Origin of the sequence: Paenarthrobacter sp. RAF54_2, assembly GCF_052113945.1 — a bacterium.
GTDB lineage: Bacteria > Actinomycetota > Actinomycetes > Actinomycetales > Micrococcaceae > Arthrobacter.
Map to the genome: position 1 here is coordinate 63,111 of NZ_JBFRDV010000014.1, position 15,965 is coordinate 79,075.

The following is a 15,965-nucleotide window of genomic DNA, read 5'->3' on the forward strand; positions in this document are numbered from 1 at the left end:
TGGTGCCTGTTGCCGATAGGCAACATCAGTCATGGCTTGAACGGTAAGCCGCGACATTGGACCTACCCCAAGGCGTGGCAACTGGGAATTAAATGGATTATTCAACGGGTCCCCATAACTTATCCGTATGTTTACTCGATGCGTCTGGCTCGGAAAATTATTCCCGAAGGGTCAAGCCAGACCGTCGTCCATGCGAACGGTCTTAATGACACCAATCATTCTTGTTCCGTTTACCGAAATTTACTCTAACACGTCGTTGAGGGGTCGCTGCAGAAAACGGAAATTACAATGGAATAATGCCGACTGTAAGCCTGATCAGAAGTCATAATAAAGAAATAGGAGGATTTGGCGTCATGATCGCCGGGATACCATCACTGTATTTTGGGGGCACTGCATGTAAGGGTAATCCAGCGACCGGTCATACCCAGGATGCCGACCTGGTTTCGGCTGTAGAGCGCTTCAACCTCGACGTCCGTGACGTAGCTGAGCGTTCGGCCGGTTAGCTGACCAGTCCCATCAGCTTCTTCGGCCGATGCGGGTCAACGTGACGCCGGCAAGTGCTTATGACGCTGACCCTGAAGCGCAGCGCAGAACATCGACGCCTGCGTTAACAGTGGCCTGGCTGGCGGCCACCGCCGATGCAAGCCGTGCCGCCGTAATGTTGCGCAGGTCACACCGTGCACATACGCTGGGGACGCTGCAGCGTGGCAGCAATCTGATGAAAGGCAGAACATTGACCAGCGAGAACCTCTCCGTCGTTGTTCGAGGCGACGTTGACGTCGAACAGATCCAGATTGCCGCAACCGGTCACGTCACTACTTCGAGCGTGCAGGGCCTCTACCCCGTGGTGCAGCGAACCAAGAGCCTTGGCGGCGGCCTGAACGTCGAGATGGACCTTTCCGAAGCCACCGTTGACACGGACGCGCTCGGCGAGCTTCAGGTCTACGCGGAACTCTTCGAAGTTCCCGTCCGCTTGAACACTGAGTCGAGCAACGTCACTGAACTGCCGTCCCGTCGTCGCCTGGCAACGGCGGCAGCCTAAAAGGAGAACCGATGCGCAAGGTAACCGCCGGCCTGTTCCACTCCGTGGATGGCGTAGTTCAGGACCCGTTCAAGTTCCAGTTCGACAGCTTCGACGACGAACTGGGCAAGGGACTGACCAAGATGATCAACACTGTGGACACGGTGGTTCTAGGCCGAATCAGCTACCAGGAGTGGGCCGGATATTGGCCGAATGCTTCGCAAGACGAAGATTTTGCCGCCTTCATCAACCCCGTGGAGAAGTTCGTGGCATCTCGCACGCTGTCCGAGCCCCTCGAATGGGAGAACTCGCACCTCATCGATGGGCCGCTGGAGCAGTTCGTCACTGACCTGAAAGGGCGTGACGGTGGAGAGATCGCAGTCTGCGGCAGCATCTCCGTAGTGCGACAACTGCTGTTCGCGGGCGTCCTGGATGAGCTGACCCTCATGACCCACCCCGTGGTTGCCGGCAGTGGACGGCGACTCTTTGAGGACGGCGACCCATTGAGCCGCCTCGTTCTGGAGGATCAGTACGCCACGAGCAAAGGCAACGTTGTGAGCACTTACAGCCGACGCCAGGACTGAAACGCCCCGCGCGGCGGCCCGGCCTAAACCCTACTTCTTCCCCGCCTTCAAATCAGCGACAGCCTTCGCGATCCGCCGAGCCCGGGTCTCCTCCGTTTTGGCGTCCCCAATCGGTTCCACGTATCGGCGCTGGGCACTGTAATTCAACGTCCCGTAGAAGGCTTTCGCCTCGGGCTCCGCCTCAAGGGCCGCAGCGAGGTCGTCCGGAACCTCGATTACACGCGGTTGGGTGTCCACTTCCAGATTCACGTCCACGGTGTCGCCTGCGGACGCCCCAGTCAGGTCCCTGTTCGCAGAGCTGACACCCACCATGTACTTCCCACCCATCACCGCGATGCTGCTGCGATAGCTCTGGCCGTTGATGGTTACAACTACTGGGGGCCGCTTGCCGGCATCGAGCGCACTAACAATATCCTCGGGAACCTCAATGCCAGCCTTGTTGCCATCGCCGACGATGGTCGTAGTGAATTTCATGTCCCCAGTATGCCGTCGGCCACCCGTAGACGCATCCGGCCAGCCAGACTACGTTCGTATAAGCAACTATCCAGTGAACCAAGGAGAGCGAACCATGGACGAGCAGGATCTTCTGGAACGGATTCAGTCACTCGTGGAAGAGGAGCACCGCCTGCGGGATGCAGCGGTCGGGGGCGGAATTGAGGACGACGTCGACGGCGACGGCAGCCGCGCCCGCTTGGCCCAGCTTGAGGCTCAACTCGACCAGTGCTGGGACTTGCTCCGCCAGCGCCGGGCCAAGAAGCACGCTGGTGAGAATCCCGACGACGCCGAACCGCGACCCATCGGCGAGGTCGAGGGCTACAGGCAGTAGCCCAGAAGAAGCTAGGCCCCCTCAAGCACCTGACTTGTAGCCCATGCAACATACTTGGCTGCATTGGCAACGGCGTCGGCGACGTCCGGAACACCGTCCTTGCGCTGAGCGACGTCCAACAACTGGGCCGCAGCAACTATCCCGTGTTTGGCGAGATCCTCGGGCGTCACCGTGATTCGGCCTGCCACAGCGACCACGGGTATTCCGTACACGCTTGCGGCATCAGCCAAGGCGATGGGCGCTTTACCGGTGAGCGACTGCTCATCCATGGAACCCTCGCCCGTAATCACGAGGTCCGCCTCGCTGAGGTGCGAAGCAAGGCCTGTGAGTCCGGCGACCAGCGCGAAGCCGCCTTCAAGCGCGGAGTCGGTAAAGGCAAGGAACGACGCCGGGAACCCGCCTGCCGCTCCGGCTCCCGGAACGTTGACGTCCCGGCCCGTGGCTTCCCGAAGGAGCGAGGCCCAGTTACGGAGGCCGGCGTCGAGCTTTTCAACAGCGTCTTCGTCTGCCCCCTTCTGCGGGCCGAAAACATACGCGGCGCCATCCGGGCCGAACAGCGGGTTTTGGACGTCGACGGCGATCCGGAACTTGGCGCGCGAAAGCCGCGGATCCAACTCGGAGATGTCCAGGGCAACGACGTCGGCAAGGAAACCTCCGCCAAGCGGCACCACATTTCCGGCAGCGTCCACGGGCTTGAGCCCCAGCGCACGCAAGGCGCCGCTACCGGCGTCGGACATTGCGGAACCGCCAAGTCCCAACACAATCTCGGTGGCGCCGGCGTCAAGCGCAGCGGCTATGAGCTGTCCGCAGCCGTAGCTGTGGGCCCGCAACGAATTCTCGGGGGTGGGCTCCATGAAGGCCAAACCCGAAGCCTGGGCGGTTTCGATTACAGCAGTGGCTCCGCCGAAAGAATCTTTACGGATGGCCCAGGAAGCTCCGACCGGCTTGAGAATTGGACCCACAACGGCGTGGTTCCGCTCTTCGTAGCCAGCGGCGATGGCGGCGTCGAGGGTACCTTCGCCACCGTCAGCTACCGGAAATTGGGTAGTTATGGCGTCTGGATAGACGCGTAAGGCGCCCTCGGCCATGGCTGATGCGGCTTCCGCGGCGGTCAGGGATCCCTTGAATTTGTCCGGGGCGATGAGGATACGCATGGGTCCATCTTGCCAGCTTTTGCCGGGAAAGCGGTTGCCCATTACGAAGATGGCGTCAGTCGTTCAGCGCACGAATGGGCGCGCCCTCAAGCCAGGCCTTAACGTCCTCGAATGCGCCGCCGTAGAACTGCCGGTAACTTTCGTGTGTCACGTAGCCGATATGTGGCGAGAGCACGGTTCGCGATGAATGAAGCAAAGCATGCCCAGCCGGCAGCGGCTCCTCATCAAAGACATCCATGGCAGCGCCGCGAATCCAGCCTTCCTCCAGTGCACGAATCAGCGCTGCCTCGTCCACGAGTGGCCCGCGCGCGGTATTGATGAGTACGCCCTCGGGACCCAGGAGCCTCAATTCTTCCGAACCGACTATGCCCTCGGTCCGATCGGACAGCCGTAGGTGCAACGTCACCACGTCGGATTCCCGGAACAGCTCCTCCTTGGTGACCTTTCGAGCACCAGCCTCCTCGGCCGCCTCTGCCGCAAGGTTCTGGCTCCAAGCGAGCACATCCATGCCGAAGGCTTTCGCGTAGCCCGCGATTCGCTTCCCTATCTTGCCGAGGCCGACGATTCCGAGCGTCTTGCCTTCGAGTTCAAACCCGACGGCGGTCTGCCAGTCGCCTGCCCGCAGCGAGTTTTCCTCCATAACCAGGTTGCGGGCAAAAGCGAGCAGCAACGCCCACGTCATCTCCGGTGCCGCTGCAGGCGAACCGCCCGTTCCGGACACCAGGACGCCCCGCTCCGACGCCGCCTCAAGGTCGATCGCAGCATTGGCCATGCCCGTAGTCACGAGCAGTTTCAGGTTGGTCAATGACTCGAGCACGCGACGAGGGAAGCGCGTCCGTTCACGCATCGCCACAATGATGTCGAACGGCGCCAAGGCTGCCACGGCTTGCTCTTCCGAAACAAATGGTGCGCTGAAAACGCTGACCTTCACGCCGTCGTCGAGCAGTGAATCCCAAGGGGCGTAGTCGCTGGCGACCTGCTGATAATCATCAATGATGGCCAAGCGGAAACTCGTCACGTCAATCTCCTCGCGCAGCGGCTGGTGTACAAACACCATCTCACGTCACGATTCCAATGCGGCGACCAGAGACAATGCGGACAGAGACAATTTAGTGCCGTGCGCCGAGCAGGCGGGCCGGTAGATGCACATTTTCCGGCGATGCGCTTGACTGGAAATTGAACCCTTCCCCTTCCAAGGAGATGCGTTGACAGAGCCCAAGATGATGCCGGCCCTTCCCAAGCCCGAGCATCCTCGTCCCCAACTTGTCCGCGAGAACTGGATAAACCTCAACGGAACCTGGGGTTTTGAGATCGACGCCGGCGACTCGGGTTTGGAGCGCGGACTCGCCAAGCGCGAGCTCACGGGTGAGATTCTGGTGCCGTTCGCCCCGGAGTCGGAACTTTCCGGAATTGCGCACGTGGATTTCATGGAAGCTGTTTGGTACCGACGTACGGTGACCATTCCCCAGGAGTGGGCCGGCCAGAACGTCCTCCTGCACTTCGGCGCTGTGGATCACGACGCGACTGTCTGGGTGAACGGCATTGAAGTGGGCCGCCACAGGGGTGGTTTCACCCCCTTCACCGCCGATCTTGGTGGAGTGGCCGAACCCGGCACGGAAGCGGTCATTGTTGTCCGGGCCCGCGATTCGCGGCACGAAACGCAGGCCCGGGGCAAGCAGGCAACCTGGTACAACAACACTCATTGCCAGTACACCCGCACCACTGGAATCTGGCAGACGGTCTGGATGGAAGCTGTACCCGAGGTCCACATCAAACGGCTCCGAATGACTCCCAACCTGGCCGACTCAAGCATCACGATTGAGGTTCCGATCAGCCAGAACCGCACGGGGCACACGGTGACCGCTGTCCTCAGCGATAAGGACGATCTGAGGGTGGAAGCCACGGCCAAGGCAGACTTGGACCTCACGCCAACATTCCGGCTGAGCATTCCCGCCGAATCCCTGCGCCCTTGGTGCATTGAGGATCCCTTCCTTTATGACCTTGAGGTGACGGTTCGGGACGCTGCCGGAACCGCGGTTGACCGCGTCAGCAGCTACGCAGCCGTTCGTTCAGTTGCCCTTGATGGCAAAGTGGTTCGTCTCAACGGCAAGAACGTGTTCCAAAGACTGGTGCTGGATCAGGGCTATTGGCCGGAGTCGCTGATGACTTCGCCGGATGACGCTGCATTAATCAAGGACATCGAGTTGGCCATGACGGCAGGATTCAACGGTGCACGACTCCACCAAAAAGTCTTCGAAGAGCGTTTTCTCTACCATGCAGACAGACTCGGCTACTTGGTCTGGGGCGAGTTCGGCGACTGGGGCGTCTCCGGAGGAGGAACCGTTGGCCACAACCAGAAGCCGACAGCGAGTTTCGTAGCCCAATGGCTTGAGGTGCTGCAGCGCGACTTCAACCATCCCTCGATCATCGGATGGTGCCCGCTGAACGAAACACACCAGGTCCTGCACGATCGACTCACGGTACTGGATGATGTCACGCAGGCCATGTTCCTTGCCACGAAATTGACCGACCCCACGCGGCCTGTCATCGATGCATCGGGGTACTCGCACCGCATCCGCGAAACAGACATTTACGATTCCCATTCCTACGAGCAGAATCCGGACAAGTTCCGGATCGAGCAGCAGGGCCTTTCGGACGGGAAGCCCTTTGTAAACCGGAACCCGCAGGGTGAGGAATACTCCGTTCCTTACGCCGGCCAGCCGTATTTCGTGTCGGAATTCGGCGGCATTTGGTGGAACGAAACGGAGGCGCGCCAAGCGTCAGCAGAAGCGGGCCTCGGAACTGATGTATCGACGTCGTGGGGTTACGGGCAGCGCGTCAGAAGCGAGGAGGAGTTCTATGCTCGCTTCGACGCACTATGTGGCGTGCTCCTGGATAACCCGGACATGTTCGGTTACTGCTATACGCAGCTGACGGACGTCTTCCAGGAAAAGAATGGCATCTTCACTTTCGATCGGAAGGGCAAGTTCGATCTCGAGCGGATCCGGGCCAGCCAGGTCCGTAAGGCAGCCATCGAAGCCCACAACGAATAAAAGCAATCGCCTAAAGGAAAGGCCAAGGCTCGACGCCTTGGCCTTTCTGGTCGAATGGTTACGCGCCTCCCGGCCGTTCCGGTCCAGTGGGCCACCGGAGCAGGGCTGCCACCTGGACGCCGTCAGGCAACGCAGCGGAGGGGACCAGCTGAACGCGGGCATCCGTTAGAGCCGCAGCACGCACCATGGCCGCGGGTGCAGGGACCTTTCCTAGAACTTCAGCTCCCAAGGCTTCGTCCTCAGAGCTGGCGATCCACGGTTCAGCACCCAGCGCAAGCAGGGTGTGTTCGGAGAGCGCTTGATCATCGAGGATCAGCACATCCACCTGGGCTTGCTGGAGGGCGTGAACCACAGCCCCGTTTCCAGTAGCCGACTCGGGGTTGGCCTGCCCTTCCTGCTCGGCCAAGCGCTCCATCAGCTGCTGTTGTTCCTCCGCCCACTGCTGGGCAACCAAGGAATTAACCTCGTCGTCGAACTTTTGACGGTCGGAACCAGGGGCCAGGGTATGGGCATCCACCATGCGCAGGATGGCCTTGCTCGCCTCGGACAGTTGATCGGCAACGAGTTGCCGCGCCCTGATGTCACCGGCAAGGACCAGCAGGCGGGCTCGTTTTTCCCTCACAACCTTGTCGATTTCATTCACCACCTGATCGGCATTGCGCCGCCAAATCTCCTCAGTGTGGTGTTGATACCGCCCCTGTGACCAACCGCCGCTGGGAACCTTTTTGAGATTCTCGTCCGAGCCCTGGACGTGCTGGCTCTCCTCAACAGTCGGCCTGCCGGCCCGATGTAGTCGGATTTCGCCTTCATCGCGGCTGACTTCGGCCACGACATATGGGAACTCGTCCGGCTGGTGCTTCATCAAAGGCAGCAGGTCGGGAATGGAGTCCATGGAAATTCTTTCGGGCCCCGAGAGTGGCCCGGGCAACAGCTCATTAACCATCACCTGCCCATCCCGCACCAACACAAAACGGCTAACCGGGGCGGGCAGTCCCTCGGCGGGTTGGATAGCGGATTCCATGGCGGCCAGATCTTCCTTGGACGCTCCCTGCCCCGCCAACGCATCCCGCACGTTGTCAGGTTGGACGTCGGCAGCTTCGAGGCTGTCCACTGTTCCCGTACTCGCCTCCAGATAGGCCGAGCACCACGGTCCTGGCTGCCGGTAAATATCCGCGTACTTTCTCAGCGCTTCACTCACTGGAGTCTCCCTCCTCCGCTGCGGCATCTGCAGAAGTACCAGAAGCGGTATTGGGGTTTAAGGCCTCACGGACTTCTTGCGCGTCTGTCTCATCGGGGAAGGGCTCGGTCTCCCGACCCTCTTCCACATGGGTTGGTTTGTTTCCCCTGATCATTCCCTCGGTCTCGTGCTGCATCTGGTCATCCAGATGCGATCCGTGCTTTGAGTTTCCTCGCTCAGCCACGGTAATCATCCTTCCGATGTACTCGCTTTACGTTCTGGTCGCGCCTAACGGCTCACCAACTTAAAGAAGGTGCTGTCCTCGCCGCTGGCCTTTTTTGCTTGGTAGAGGAAAGCCAGCTTGCTCTCCTCGAACTTGTCGAACCATTCGTCCCAACTGATGTGTTCCAGCGAATCTTCGCCAGCTCCGCCGGGGAAATCGATACGCAGGATACCCACGTCGTTCTTGTCGCCGGTCTTTTTGACGCTGGCCGGTTTACCGTCGTTGCTTTCAACCCACTTGCGAATCTCGTCGTGATCCGTGGTGGTGTGAGATTCCGAAGCCATGTCAGATTTTCCTTCCTTCCGATGCCGGCACGTGATTGGCGAGCCATGTGCCAACGAAGAGTACGGATACTTCGACCTTAATCCGGGCCTACCCCAAATAGAAAGGGTACTGAGTAAGTTCCCACCGAGATGGCATTTGAACCCAATGTTCCGAAGCGGAATCGGTATTACATGCCATCTCGGTGGGAACAAAATGGGGCTAGACCCACTGCCCGCGGCGCACCAGAACGTCCTTCAGCAGGTCCAGCCGGTCGGACACGATACCGTCCACACCCAGATCCAATAGACGCCACATTTCAGCGGGCTCGTTGATGGTCCAGACGTGAACTTGGACGCCCAAGCGATGGGCGCGGCGAACAAAACCTGGAGTCACCACGGGGAATCGCCCATAGCGGACCGGCACTTGGAAAGCATCGACGCCGGTGAGCACCTTGCGGGCCAAGCGCGCCGGCAGCACGGGTCCAAGAAGTACGAAAAGCGCGGTCAGGGTGCTACCAGCCGAAGAAGCCGCCCGCTGGCTGAGGAGTTTCAATACTGCGCGACGACGCCGGTCAGAGAAGCTCGTTACCAACACCCGGCCGTGGATGCCGTGCTTCTCGATAGCCTCGGCCATCGGTTTAACAGAATTCCAGTCCTTCACGTCCAGGTTCAGGCGGGCATCGGGGAAGGCTGCCACCAGCTCGTCGAAAGTCGGCACGGATTCCACTCCGCCAATCCGGGACTGCCCCACCTCGGCTGCCGTTAGTTCAGCGATCCGCCCGGACGAATCCGTGACCCGGTCCAAGGATGAATCGTGGAAAACGAGCGGGACGCCATCTGAAGTGGTGTGCACGTCAGTTTCAAGGTGCAAGGTGCCGAGTTCAACGGCGGCACGGAAAGCAGCCATGGAGTTCTCCAGGCCATTTATGGAGAATCCGCGATGGGCGAAGGCCAGCGGGCCCACCGTGCCGTCCTTGCGGAGGAAATAGGGCAGCGTCACATCCGAAGCGTAGCCCATTGGGCATGGGCGCCTACGACTCCTCTGTGACCGTCACCTTCTCCAGGGGAACCACCGCCACGCCATCGCTGATGTGCACCAGCGTGCGGCCCCGACCGCCGTCGAGCTCCACCCAAACTGCCGTTGCATCACTGGTAACGGCGTCCACTATGCCAGCCGATTCGTACCCCGGCGTTAGTGTCACGCTCACGCGGTCGCCCTGGCGAAGCGACCTCCAGTGGTGATCCGGTTCGATCCGCCGCAATGGAGCGGTGTTGAAGTCGTTGATCCTACGCTTGGCCATGATTCCCCTACATCCAACAAGCTAAACGGGTCTGTGGCTGAAAGCCTACGGGCGCAAGTTGAACGCGGGTTGTATGGAGTCTGGGAAGTTGGTGACAGCTTTGCGCGCGTCAGGGCTGCCAAACTAGTGGCATGACTGTGTTGATTGCCGGGTGCGGCGACCTTGGAACCGAAGCCGGACAGCGTTTCGCAGAGTTGGGCCATGACGTAATCGGTCTCCGCCGTTCTCCGGAAAAGCTCCCCGCGGCGATCCGGGGCATGCACGCGAACCTCGCACGTGAAGTTCCGGTCATCCCAGCAGATGTGGACATTGTTGTGATCGCAGTAGCCGCCGATTCTTCCACCGAGGAGGCGTACCGGGCGGCGTACATAAACGGCTTGCAAAATGTTCTGGAGGCCTTGGAACGCGATTCTGTCGAACCGGCCCGCATGCTATTCGTCTCCTCCACAGCCGTATATAAGGACTCCGACGGAGGGGCGGTGGACGAAACCACACCCACCGAGCCCACGCGTTTCAGCGGCAAGGTGCTGGTGGAGGCTGAAAATCTGTTCCTTGCCCGCACCCGGGGTACCAGAACCCAACCCATCATCCTGCGGCTCGGCGGCATTTACGGTCCGGGGCGAACGCGATTGATCGACCAAGTCCGGTCAGGGCAGGCCGTGATTCCAGCACAACCCCGGCACACCAACCGTGTGCACAGGGACGACGCCGCGGCCATGATCGTCCACCTCACCACCATGGGTCAGGACCCGGATCCGGTCTATGTAGGTGTAGACGACCATGCGGCCGAGATGGGTGACGTCATACGGTTTCTTGCCTTGGAAATGGGAAGCCCTGAACCACCGACGGCGTTGGAAGACGCCCCCGCCGGCCCTGGCGACAAACGCTGCTCCAACCAAAGGCTGCGCGGGACTGGCTTCGAGTTCGCCTTCCCCACCTACATGGAGGGCTACCGGGCAGTGCTGGCAGGTGACGGCGTCCGGCATCCGTGAAACCTCAAGGTACAAGATCGGGCTTGCAGCTGCTGTGCCGAGCCTATTTTGCGATGCAGGCGGCCGCCGGTCTTTCGTGGTGGATCGCCGTCTTCCTGTCGCCCGTTATGCGGGAAGCCACACTAGGTAGCCTCGATCCCGTCGCCGTTGCGATCTTTGACATTCCCCTTTTCGTCATTGCCTCCGCCCTGGCGGCAACCGCCGTGAAGGCCGCCGCCTTTGTCGCCACCGCTTGGACAGGAATCGTAGCGTTCGCCCTCGGGGTCTACGCCACGGTGACAACTGAAGCAGGTTTGGGCGTTTTGATGATGATTGCCGCCGCCGTTTGTTCCCTGGCCGCCCTCAGCATCGTCGTCCTGGGCGGGATTCCCACGGCTTGGATCAGCCAAGGGCCCTTCGCTTTCCGTTCAGCCGCTGGACGTCGTACGACAACAAACGTGGGAGCAACGATCGGCCAAATGATCCTCTTCTGGGGACTCTTCCTGGCGGTCATCCCCGTAGGCCTGACGTTCCTCGAACAGCGATGGGAAGTGACCCTGCCATTTCCGCCGATCGCTGCCCCTGCCGGAGCGCTGCTTCTGATGCTCGCAAGCGCGCTGGGCGTCGCCTCAGCCATGCCGAACCGCTTGGTCATCGCCGGACCGTACCGCTGGATTCGTAACCCCATGGCTGTTGCGGGCATTACCCAAGGTGCCGCTGTCGGCCTCATTCTCGGGTCATGGCTAGTCATCGCCTACGCAGTTCTCGGCTCACTGCTGTGGAACTATGCCGTCCGGCCGGTGGAGGAAGCCGATCTCGAAGAGCGTTTTGGTGCCGAATTCATCAGCTACCGCGAGTCGGTGCGCTGCTGGATCCCTCGTGTCGGACGTGGCTAGACCGTTTGCTCCGTCAGTTTCGCCTCGAGGATCTGGGCCACGCCGTCGTCGTCGAAGTGCGGTGCCTGCTGCCCCGCAGCGAGGATGGCTTCCGGGTGGCCGCTTGCCATGGCGTAGCCGTGGCCGGCCCAGCGGAGCATCTCGATGTCGTTGGGCATATCCCCGAATGCCACAACGTCGGCGGCCTCGATACCCAGCGACTCAGCGTACTTCGCGAGGGTGACGGCCTTGTTGATGCCGGGCACGGACATCTCAAGCATCGCCGTGCGCGGCGCCGAGTGCGTGGTGCTGACCAGATGGGCAACAGCGGGCTGAACTTCGGCAAGGAATTCGTCCGGGGTGCCCTTACGGGTTATCGCCAGGAACTTCACGACGGCGTCATCCGCCGTTAGCGTCTGATCCAGCGGTGCGGGAGTGAACTCCGCGAGGAGCTCACTGGTTTCATTCTCGAGAAAGCCCGGCTCCAGTTGGAAACCAGTCAGAGTTTCCACTGCGAACAACGCATCCGGCCGCAGGGACTTGATGATTCGGCGCGCTTCGAAAATGGATTTGATATCCAAGGTGCAAGAAGAAATGGGCTTCTCCGTTTCGAGATCCCACACCACTGCGCCGTTGGAACAGATCACGATTCCGCTGTGGCCGAGCTGCTCCTGAAGCGGGTACAACCACCGCGGCGGGCGGCCCGTGACGAACACAAGCTCCACCCCGGCATCCCGGCATGCTTTGAATGCCTTGACGGTCCGATCACTGATCTTGCCGTCATGACCGAGGATGGTGCCGTCAATATCACTTGCTACGAGCCGCATCATGTCAGTCTACGTGGCTGTTGAGAACCCAAAGGCCGCCACTAACGCTCGAACATACCCGTGATGGTTCCGCGCGCCAAGGTGTGCGAGGGAAGGGCTGAAGCAAGTATGCGTGCTTCGGAATCCTTTTCGATGCCCAGGTCCTCCACGTCCAGCGCATGTACGGCCACTATGTACCGATGCGGTCCATGCCCTCTGGGCGGGGCCGCCCCAAGGTAGCCGGTGCGGCCGCCGTCGTTCTTTAACTGGAACGCGCCAGCGGGCAACGCATGACCGTTTGGGCCGCCCGCGTCGGCCGGAAGGCTTGATACTTCAGGAGGAATATTAAGTACCGCCCAATGCCAGTAGCCCCCGCGACCGGGAGCATCCGGGTCCCACATAGTGACCGCGAAACTCCTTGTTCCTTCCGGAGCTCCGCTCCAGCTCAGCTGAGGAGAAATGTCCTGGCCACCCGCACCCAGAATCCCGCTCCGTTGATCGGGGCCGAGAGTATCGCCGCCGCTGAATGACTCGCTCGCAACCTGTAATTCCGGCGCGGGCGTCGCAGCATAAGGATCGTGGTCTTTCATGGCGCACCTCCTCTTGGCCGGACTTCGCCGGCAACAGTTTTAGCTTGCAACAGCCCTATGGTTGAGCTCGGCCCGCGTCGGCGGATTGGCGCCAGCCCGTGACACCGTGACTGCGGCAGCACGCGTCGCGTGGTCCATGATGGCGGCAAGGGTCTCAGCCGGCATGGCTCTGAGTGCTCCGCGGTTTTGCGCACCGTCAAGCCCGCGGTCCACTATCGCTGACAGCAGCCCCGCCATGAACGAATCGCCGGCACCAACGGTATCCACCACCGTCACGGAAGGTGCGGGGACCTGGGTCTCGCCGATGGCTGTGATTCCCCACGGGCCGCGCGCACCCCGCGTGACCACCACCAGCGCAGGTCCTTCCGTACCGCCCAAGGACAACCACTTGCGTGCTGATTCCAGTGGATCTACACCCGGATACAGCCATTCGAGATCTTCGTCAGAAGCCTTCACCACGTCGGAGAGCACTACGAAGCGTTCGGCCTGCCTCCGTGCATACTCGCGGTCAGTAATGATGCTGGGGCGGCAGTTGGGATCGAAGCTGATAGTGCTGCTCGGATGGGCATGCTCGACGGCGGCAAGCACGTCCGCGGCACCGGGCTCCAAGGCGGTGGCTATCGAACCCGTATGCAGCAAAGTGGCGCCCTGCAGCATGAGCGGCAACCGCCCCCCGAGGCCCGGCAAATCCCAGGTGAGATCGAAGGTGTAGGTGGCGGCGCCGTCGTCGTCGATCACTGCCGTGGCTACGCTGGTGGGTTTGCCGTCGGGCGGAAGAGGGACCATCACGGAACTGGACCGGAGATGCGCCGCGACGGAATCGCCGTACGCGTCCTGGCCAAACCGCCCGATGAACTGCACGGGATGATCCAAGCGCGCCAAGCCAACGGCGACGTTGAGTGGGCTTCCGCCAACGTGCGCCTCGATTCCGCTGGGGCGCTGCACAACGTCAACCAAGGCCTCGCCAATCACAGTCAGCATGGGACCACTCTGCCAGAGGAAGGGCGGGCGCTACCAGTGATTCAGGAGAGCAGGCGTTGTACTAATTCGCGGCATTTCTTGTAGGCCACGGCCTTTGGATCTATGAGATCGAAGTGATCCCCAGGAACGCGGAGCAACTGGGCTGCGCTGCCGGCTGCGGTTGCCGCTGCGACATAGGCCTCGGACTGGCTGGCTGGAACGTCTTCGTCGTCGGTGGCATGAACGGCGAAAACTGGAACATCAATGGGCAGTGAACTCATGGGATCTGCGTATTTATGCCTTTTGGGGTATCTAGCTGAATCGCCACCCATAAGGTTGCAGACGGCACCGTTACTGAGGTTCAGCTTTTCGGCCGCGGCCAGGTTCAGCAGGCCGGACTGGCTGACAACGCCGGTCAGGTGCACGGCGTTATCTTCAGATCCACGCACGAGTTGGCGGTCGGCGTCGGGCGTTCCGATGGCCGAGAGGCGCTGCCGTCCGGCCGCCCACACAGCCAAGTGACCTCCGGCCGAGTGCCCCAAAGCGACTACCTTGCCAAGGTGGAGCTCGTGCTTTCCGGCGATTTCGGCGAGATGGTCAATGCCGGCCAGAATGTCTTCGAACGTATGGGGCCAACCACCGCCGTTGCCGGCCCGCCGGTATTCAAGGTTCCAGGCCGTTATTCCATGCGCCGCGAGGTCCCGGGCCAAGGGCTCGCCGAGCTCGGCGCCGTACTGTGAGCGCCAGTAGCCGCCATGGATGACAACCGCGACGCCACCCGCGACGGCTGACGCGCCGCGATGGTTTCCGTTGTTCGGTTCAGGTATGAAGAGTTCGCCCCATTGACTGGGGTGTTCGCCGTAGCTGTACTTGTGCCGCAACATTGCGCCCTCCTTTGTACCGAGCCTATCGTGACGTCCCGCAACTTTGGCTAGGGCACCCCGAGGGCGGGTGGCCCGCGCCAGTGTCGGACCCGCCCCGTAAGCTGGGGGCATGGCAAGCAATTGGGACAGCCTGGACCAGGACCAGCGCGATGCAGTGGATGCGAACGTGGCGCTCTATGAGCGCGTTCGCCCTGCGCTGAAGCGGGTCACACGGGATGTGCTGCTCACCCTAAGGGACATGCTCAACGACGCCGAGGTCACTCCCCTGTTTGTCACCGGACGAACCAAGACCGTGGAGTCGTTCCGCGAAAAAATCTCACGCACGGATGATCCTTTGGAGCCGGGCGGCCCGCGGGTCCTCAAATTCCCGGACCCTTTCCGCACCTTGAATGACATGGTGGGCATCCGCGTCATCACCAAACTGCCCGCCGAGAACGCAGCCGTAGCCAACATCATCAAGCGCCAGCGCCAGCTCTTCGATTGCCGCGGAGACCGCGAGAAGGACATTGGTTCCATCGAATCGGGCACGTACGGATACTCCAGCCGGCACCTCATCCTGCGCACCATCCAGAACGAGGCAGTCAAGGAGTATCAGCACGTCTTCAACCCGGACATGCCGGCCAACGGCAGCTACTTCTTCGAGTGCCAGATCCGCACGGTTTTTGCGCACGCCTGGAGCGAGATCGAGCATGATATCCGCTTCAAGGCGGAGGATCCGCGCGCCTGGACTCCGCATTTCGATCGCCAGTTCACCGCCACTGCGGCCATGCTGGAAACCGTGGAGAGCGCCTTCGCTGACCTCCACGAGCGCTACGAAGAGGTCAGAAGCTATTGGGACCTGCACGGCGAGGGTGCTTCCCCGCTGACTCCCAACCGGGTTCGGGACGTCTGGCGTACGCTCCTGCCCCACGTTGACCGTAAAGTTGATGACGACTGGGGGTGGGCTGCCGAACTCCTTGCGGCCCACGGACTCACCAAAACCGTGGAACTCGCGGGGCTCTTGAGTGCCAACCGGATCACAGAGGTCCGCAAAGCCCTGGATCACCGCTACTCCCCGGGCCCCGACCGCCTCCTGGATGACCTCCTGCTGTGGCAGTACGGAACCGAACATATTGACCTCACCGCTGAGGCGCCCGACGTCGTTCCGCACCCGCGGCGCGACAGCCTCCAGCGGCGTCTAAAGCAGATTGAGCGTTACCGCCAGACTGCACTGTAAG

General features: G+C 61.2%; 18 protein-coding genes and 1 pseudogene. 7 read left to right on the top strand and 12 right to left on the bottom strand.

All coding sequences use genetic code 11. The features are described 5' to 3' along the window. Nucleotides 1-733: 733 nt before the first annotated feature. Together AB4Y87_RS15385 and AB4Y87_RS15390 are read left to right on the top strand one after the other, a co-directional pair. Nucleotides 734-1,042, top strand: coding sequence for a hypothetical protein (locus AB4Y87_RS15385; RefSeq protein WP_442005200.1), 309 nt, complete (start codon nt 734-736; stop codon nt 1,040-1,042). Between the two features lie 11 nt (nt 1,043-1,053). Continuing rightward, the gene (locus AB4Y87_RS15390; protein WP_442005201.1) at nt 1,054-1,605 is read left to right on the top strand and encodes a dihydrofolate reductase family protein; all 552 of its coding nucleotides are present in this window, start codon (nt 1,054-1,056) and stop codon (nt 1,603-1,605) included. A gap of 30 nt (nt 1,606-1,635) precedes the next feature. On the opposite strand, the gene AB4Y87_RS15395 is transcribed toward AB4Y87_RS15390, so the two are convergent. Beyond that, a complete protein-coding gene (locus tag AB4Y87_RS15395; RefSeq protein ID WP_442005202.1) occupies nt 1,636-2,079 on the bottom strand; it encodes a YdeI/OmpD-associated family protein in 444 nt (147 codons plus the stop codon). 94 nt (nt 2,080-2,173) lie between these two features. On the opposite strand from AB4Y87_RS15395, the gene AB4Y87_RS15400 reads away from it, so the two are divergent. Next, nucleotides 2,174-2,431: a DUF2630 family protein gene (locus AB4Y87_RS15400; RefSeq protein WP_442005203.1), complete on the top strand. Its 258-nt coding sequence runs from the start codon at nt 2,174-2,176 to the stop codon at nt 2,429-2,431. An 11-nt stretch (nt 2,432-2,442) separates the two neighbouring features. Here AB4Y87_RS15400 and AB4Y87_RS15405 read toward each other — a convergent pair whose 3' ends face one another. Further along, nucleotides 2,443-3,585, bottom strand: coding sequence for a glycerate kinase (locus AB4Y87_RS15405; protein ID WP_442005204.1), 1,143 nt, complete (start codon nt 3,583-3,585; stop codon nt 2,443-2,445). A 55-nt stretch (nt 3,586-3,640) separates the two neighbouring features. Further along, nucleotides 3,641-4,603 carry a D-2-hydroxyacid dehydrogenase family protein gene (locus AB4Y87_RS15410; protein WP_442005205.1) on the bottom strand — a complete coding sequence of 321 codons (963 nt, stop codon included), beginning with the start codon at nt 4,601-4,603 and terminating at the stop codon, nt 3,641-3,643. A 202-nt stretch (nt 4,604-4,805) separates the two neighbouring features. Between AB4Y87_RS15410 and AB4Y87_RS15415 the strand changes: the two genes are divergently transcribed. Beyond that, nucleotides 4,806-6,638 carry a glycoside hydrolase family 2 protein gene (locus tag AB4Y87_RS15415; protein ID WP_442005284.1) on the top strand — a complete coding sequence of 611 codons (1,833 nt, stop codon included), beginning with the start codon at nt 4,806-4,808 and terminating at the stop codon, nt 6,636-6,638. 58 nt (nt 6,639-6,696) lie between these two features. Here AB4Y87_RS15415 and AB4Y87_RS15420 read toward each other — a convergent pair whose 3' ends face one another. The 5 genes from AB4Y87_RS15420 to AB4Y87_RS15440 form a co-directional block, all read right to left on the bottom strand. After that, the gene (locus tag AB4Y87_RS15420; RefSeq protein WP_442005206.1) at nt 6,697-7,836 is read right to left on the bottom strand and encodes a baeRF2 domain-containing protein; all 1,140 of its coding nucleotides are present in this window, start codon (nt 7,834-7,836) and stop codon (nt 6,697-6,699) included. Further along, nucleotides 7,829-8,059 carry a hypothetical protein gene (locus tag AB4Y87_RS15425; protein WP_442005207.1) on the bottom strand — a complete coding sequence of 77 codons (231 nt, stop codon included), beginning with the start codon at nt 8,057-8,059 and terminating at the stop codon, nt 7,829-7,831. Before AB4Y87_RS15425 ends, AB4Y87_RS15420 begins: the two co-directional genes overlap by 8 nt. Before the next feature lie 44 nt (nt 8,060-8,103). Then, entirely contained in the window at nt 8,104-8,382 is a 279-nt protein-coding gene (locus AB4Y87_RS15430; protein ID WP_442005208.1) for a hypothetical protein, read from the bottom strand. A gap of 199 nt (nt 8,383-8,581) precedes the next feature. After that, nucleotides 8,582-9,379 carry a glycerophosphodiester phosphodiesterase gene (locus tag AB4Y87_RS15435; RefSeq protein WP_442005209.1) on the bottom strand — a complete coding sequence of 266 codons (798 nt, stop codon included), beginning with the start codon at nt 9,377-9,379 and terminating at the stop codon, nt 8,582-8,584. A gap of 13 nt (nt 9,380-9,392) precedes the next feature. Then, entirely contained in the window at nt 9,393-9,662 is a 270-nt protein-coding gene (locus AB4Y87_RS15440) for a hypothetical protein (RefSeq protein ID WP_442005210.1), read from the bottom strand. Between the two features lie 110 nt (nt 9,663-9,772). On the opposite strand from AB4Y87_RS15440, the pseudogene AB4Y87_RS15445 reads away from it, so the two are divergent. Both AB4Y87_RS15445 and AB4Y87_RS15450 read left to right on the top strand, forming a co-directional pair. Continuing rightward, a pseudogene (locus AB4Y87_RS15445) lies at nt 9,773-10,654 on the top strand (SDR family oxidoreductase); the annotation flags it as partial. Between the two features lie 53 nt (nt 10,655-10,707). Then, nucleotides 10,708-11,529 carry a methyltransferase family protein gene (locus AB4Y87_RS15450; protein ID WP_442005211.1) on the top strand — a complete coding sequence of 274 codons (822 nt, stop codon included), beginning with the start codon at nt 10,708-10,710 and terminating at the stop codon, nt 11,527-11,529. Here the strand turns inward: AB4Y87_RS15450 and AB4Y87_RS15455 are convergent. The 4 genes from AB4Y87_RS15455 to AB4Y87_RS15470 are packed head-to-tail and all read right to left on the bottom strand — an operon-like array spanning nt 11,526 to nt 14,748. Continuing rightward, on the bottom strand, nt 11,526-12,335 hold the full coding sequence (locus AB4Y87_RS15455; RefSeq protein ID WP_442005212.1) for an HAD family hydrolase: 810 nt from the start codon (nt 12,333-12,335) through the stop codon (nt 11,526-11,528). The two genes, AB4Y87_RS15450 and AB4Y87_RS15455, sit on opposite strands and share 4 nt — an antisense overlap. A gap of 41 nt (nt 12,336-12,376) precedes the next feature. Further along, the gene (locus AB4Y87_RS15460; protein WP_442005213.1) at nt 12,377-12,904 is read right to left on the bottom strand and encodes a YbhB/YbcL family Raf kinase inhibitor-like protein; all 528 of its coding nucleotides are present in this window, start codon (nt 12,902-12,904) and stop codon (nt 12,377-12,379) included. Nucleotides 12,905-12,943: 39 nt separating this feature from the next. After that, nucleotides 12,944-13,885: a carbohydrate kinase family protein gene (locus tag AB4Y87_RS15465; protein ID WP_442005214.1), complete on the bottom strand. Its 942-nt coding sequence runs from the start codon at nt 13,883-13,885 to the stop codon at nt 12,944-12,946. Between the two features lie 41 nt (nt 13,886-13,926). Next, nucleotides 13,927-14,748, bottom strand: a complete 822-nt coding sequence (locus tag AB4Y87_RS15470) for an alpha/beta hydrolase (protein ID WP_442005215.1) — start codon at nt 14,746-14,748, stop codon at nt 13,927-13,929. Nucleotides 14,749-14,857: 109 nt separating this feature from the next. On the opposite strand from AB4Y87_RS15470, the gene AB4Y87_RS15475 reads away from it, so the two are divergent. Continuing rightward, the gene (locus AB4Y87_RS15475; RefSeq protein ID WP_216924310.1) at nt 14,858-15,964 is read left to right on the top strand and encodes a GTP pyrophosphokinase; all 1,107 of its coding nucleotides are present in this window, start codon (nt 14,858-14,860) and stop codon (nt 15,962-15,964) included. The last annotated feature ends 1 nt before the right edge of the window (nt 15,965 follow it).

What these genes read in the sequence shown, in the direction of transcription:
- AB4Y87_RS15390 (WP_442005201.1), top strand. Translation starts at nt 1,054, where the DNA reads ATGCGCAAGGTAACCGCCGGCCTGTTCCACTCCGTGGATGGCGTAGTT.
- AB4Y87_RS15435 (WP_442005209.1), bottom strand. Translation starts at nt 9,379, where the DNA reads ATGGGCTACGCTTCGGATGTGACGCTGCCCTATTTCCTCCGCAAGGAC.
- AB4Y87_RS15415 (WP_442005284.1), top strand. Translation starts at nt 4,806, where the DNA reads ATGATGCCGGCCCTTCCCAAGCCCGAGCATCCTCGTCCCCAACTTGTC.
- AB4Y87_RS15405 (WP_442005204.1), bottom strand. Translation starts at nt 3,585, where the DNA reads ATGCGTATCCTCATCGCCCCGGACAAATTCAAGGGATCCCTGACCGCC.
- AB4Y87_RS15395 (WP_442005202.1), bottom strand. Translation starts at nt 2,079, where the DNA reads ATGAAATTCACTACGACCATCGTCGGCGATGGCAACAAGGCTGGCATT.
- AB4Y87_RS15430 (WP_442005208.1), bottom strand. Translation starts at nt 8,382, where the DNA reads ATGGCTTCGGAATCTCACACCACCACGGATCACGACGAGATTCGCAAG.
- AB4Y87_RS15455 (WP_442005212.1), bottom strand. Translation starts at nt 12,335, where the DNA reads ATGCGGCTCGTAGCAAGTGATATTGACGGCACCATCCTCGGTCATGAC.
- AB4Y87_RS15465 (WP_442005214.1), bottom strand. Translation starts at nt 13,885, where the DNA reads ATGCTGACTGTGATTGGCGAGGCCTTGGTTGACGTTGTGCAGCGCCCC.
- AB4Y87_RS15450 (WP_442005211.1), top strand. Translation starts at nt 10,708, where the DNA reads ATGCAGGCGGCCGCCGGTCTTTCGTGGTGGATCGCCGTCTTCCTGTCG.
- AB4Y87_RS15460 (WP_442005213.1), bottom strand. Translation starts at nt 12,904, where the DNA reads ATGAAAGACCACGATCCTTATGCTGCGACGCCCGCGCCGGAATTACAG.
- AB4Y87_RS15470 (WP_442005215.1), bottom strand. Translation starts at nt 14,748, where the DNA reads ATGTTGCGGCACAAGTACAGCTACGGCGAACACCCCAGTCAATGGGGC.
- AB4Y87_RS15440 (WP_442005210.1), bottom strand. Translation starts at nt 9,662, where the DNA reads ATGGCCAAGCGTAGGATCAACGACTTCAACACCGCTCCATTGCGGCGG.
- AB4Y87_RS15400 (WP_442005203.1), top strand. Translation starts at nt 2,174, where the DNA reads ATGGACGAGCAGGATCTTCTGGAACGGATTCAGTCACTCGTGGAAGAG.
- AB4Y87_RS15475 (WP_216924310.1), top strand. Translation starts at nt 14,858, where the DNA reads ATGGCAAGCAATTGGGACAGCCTGGACCAGGACCAGCGCGATGCAGTG.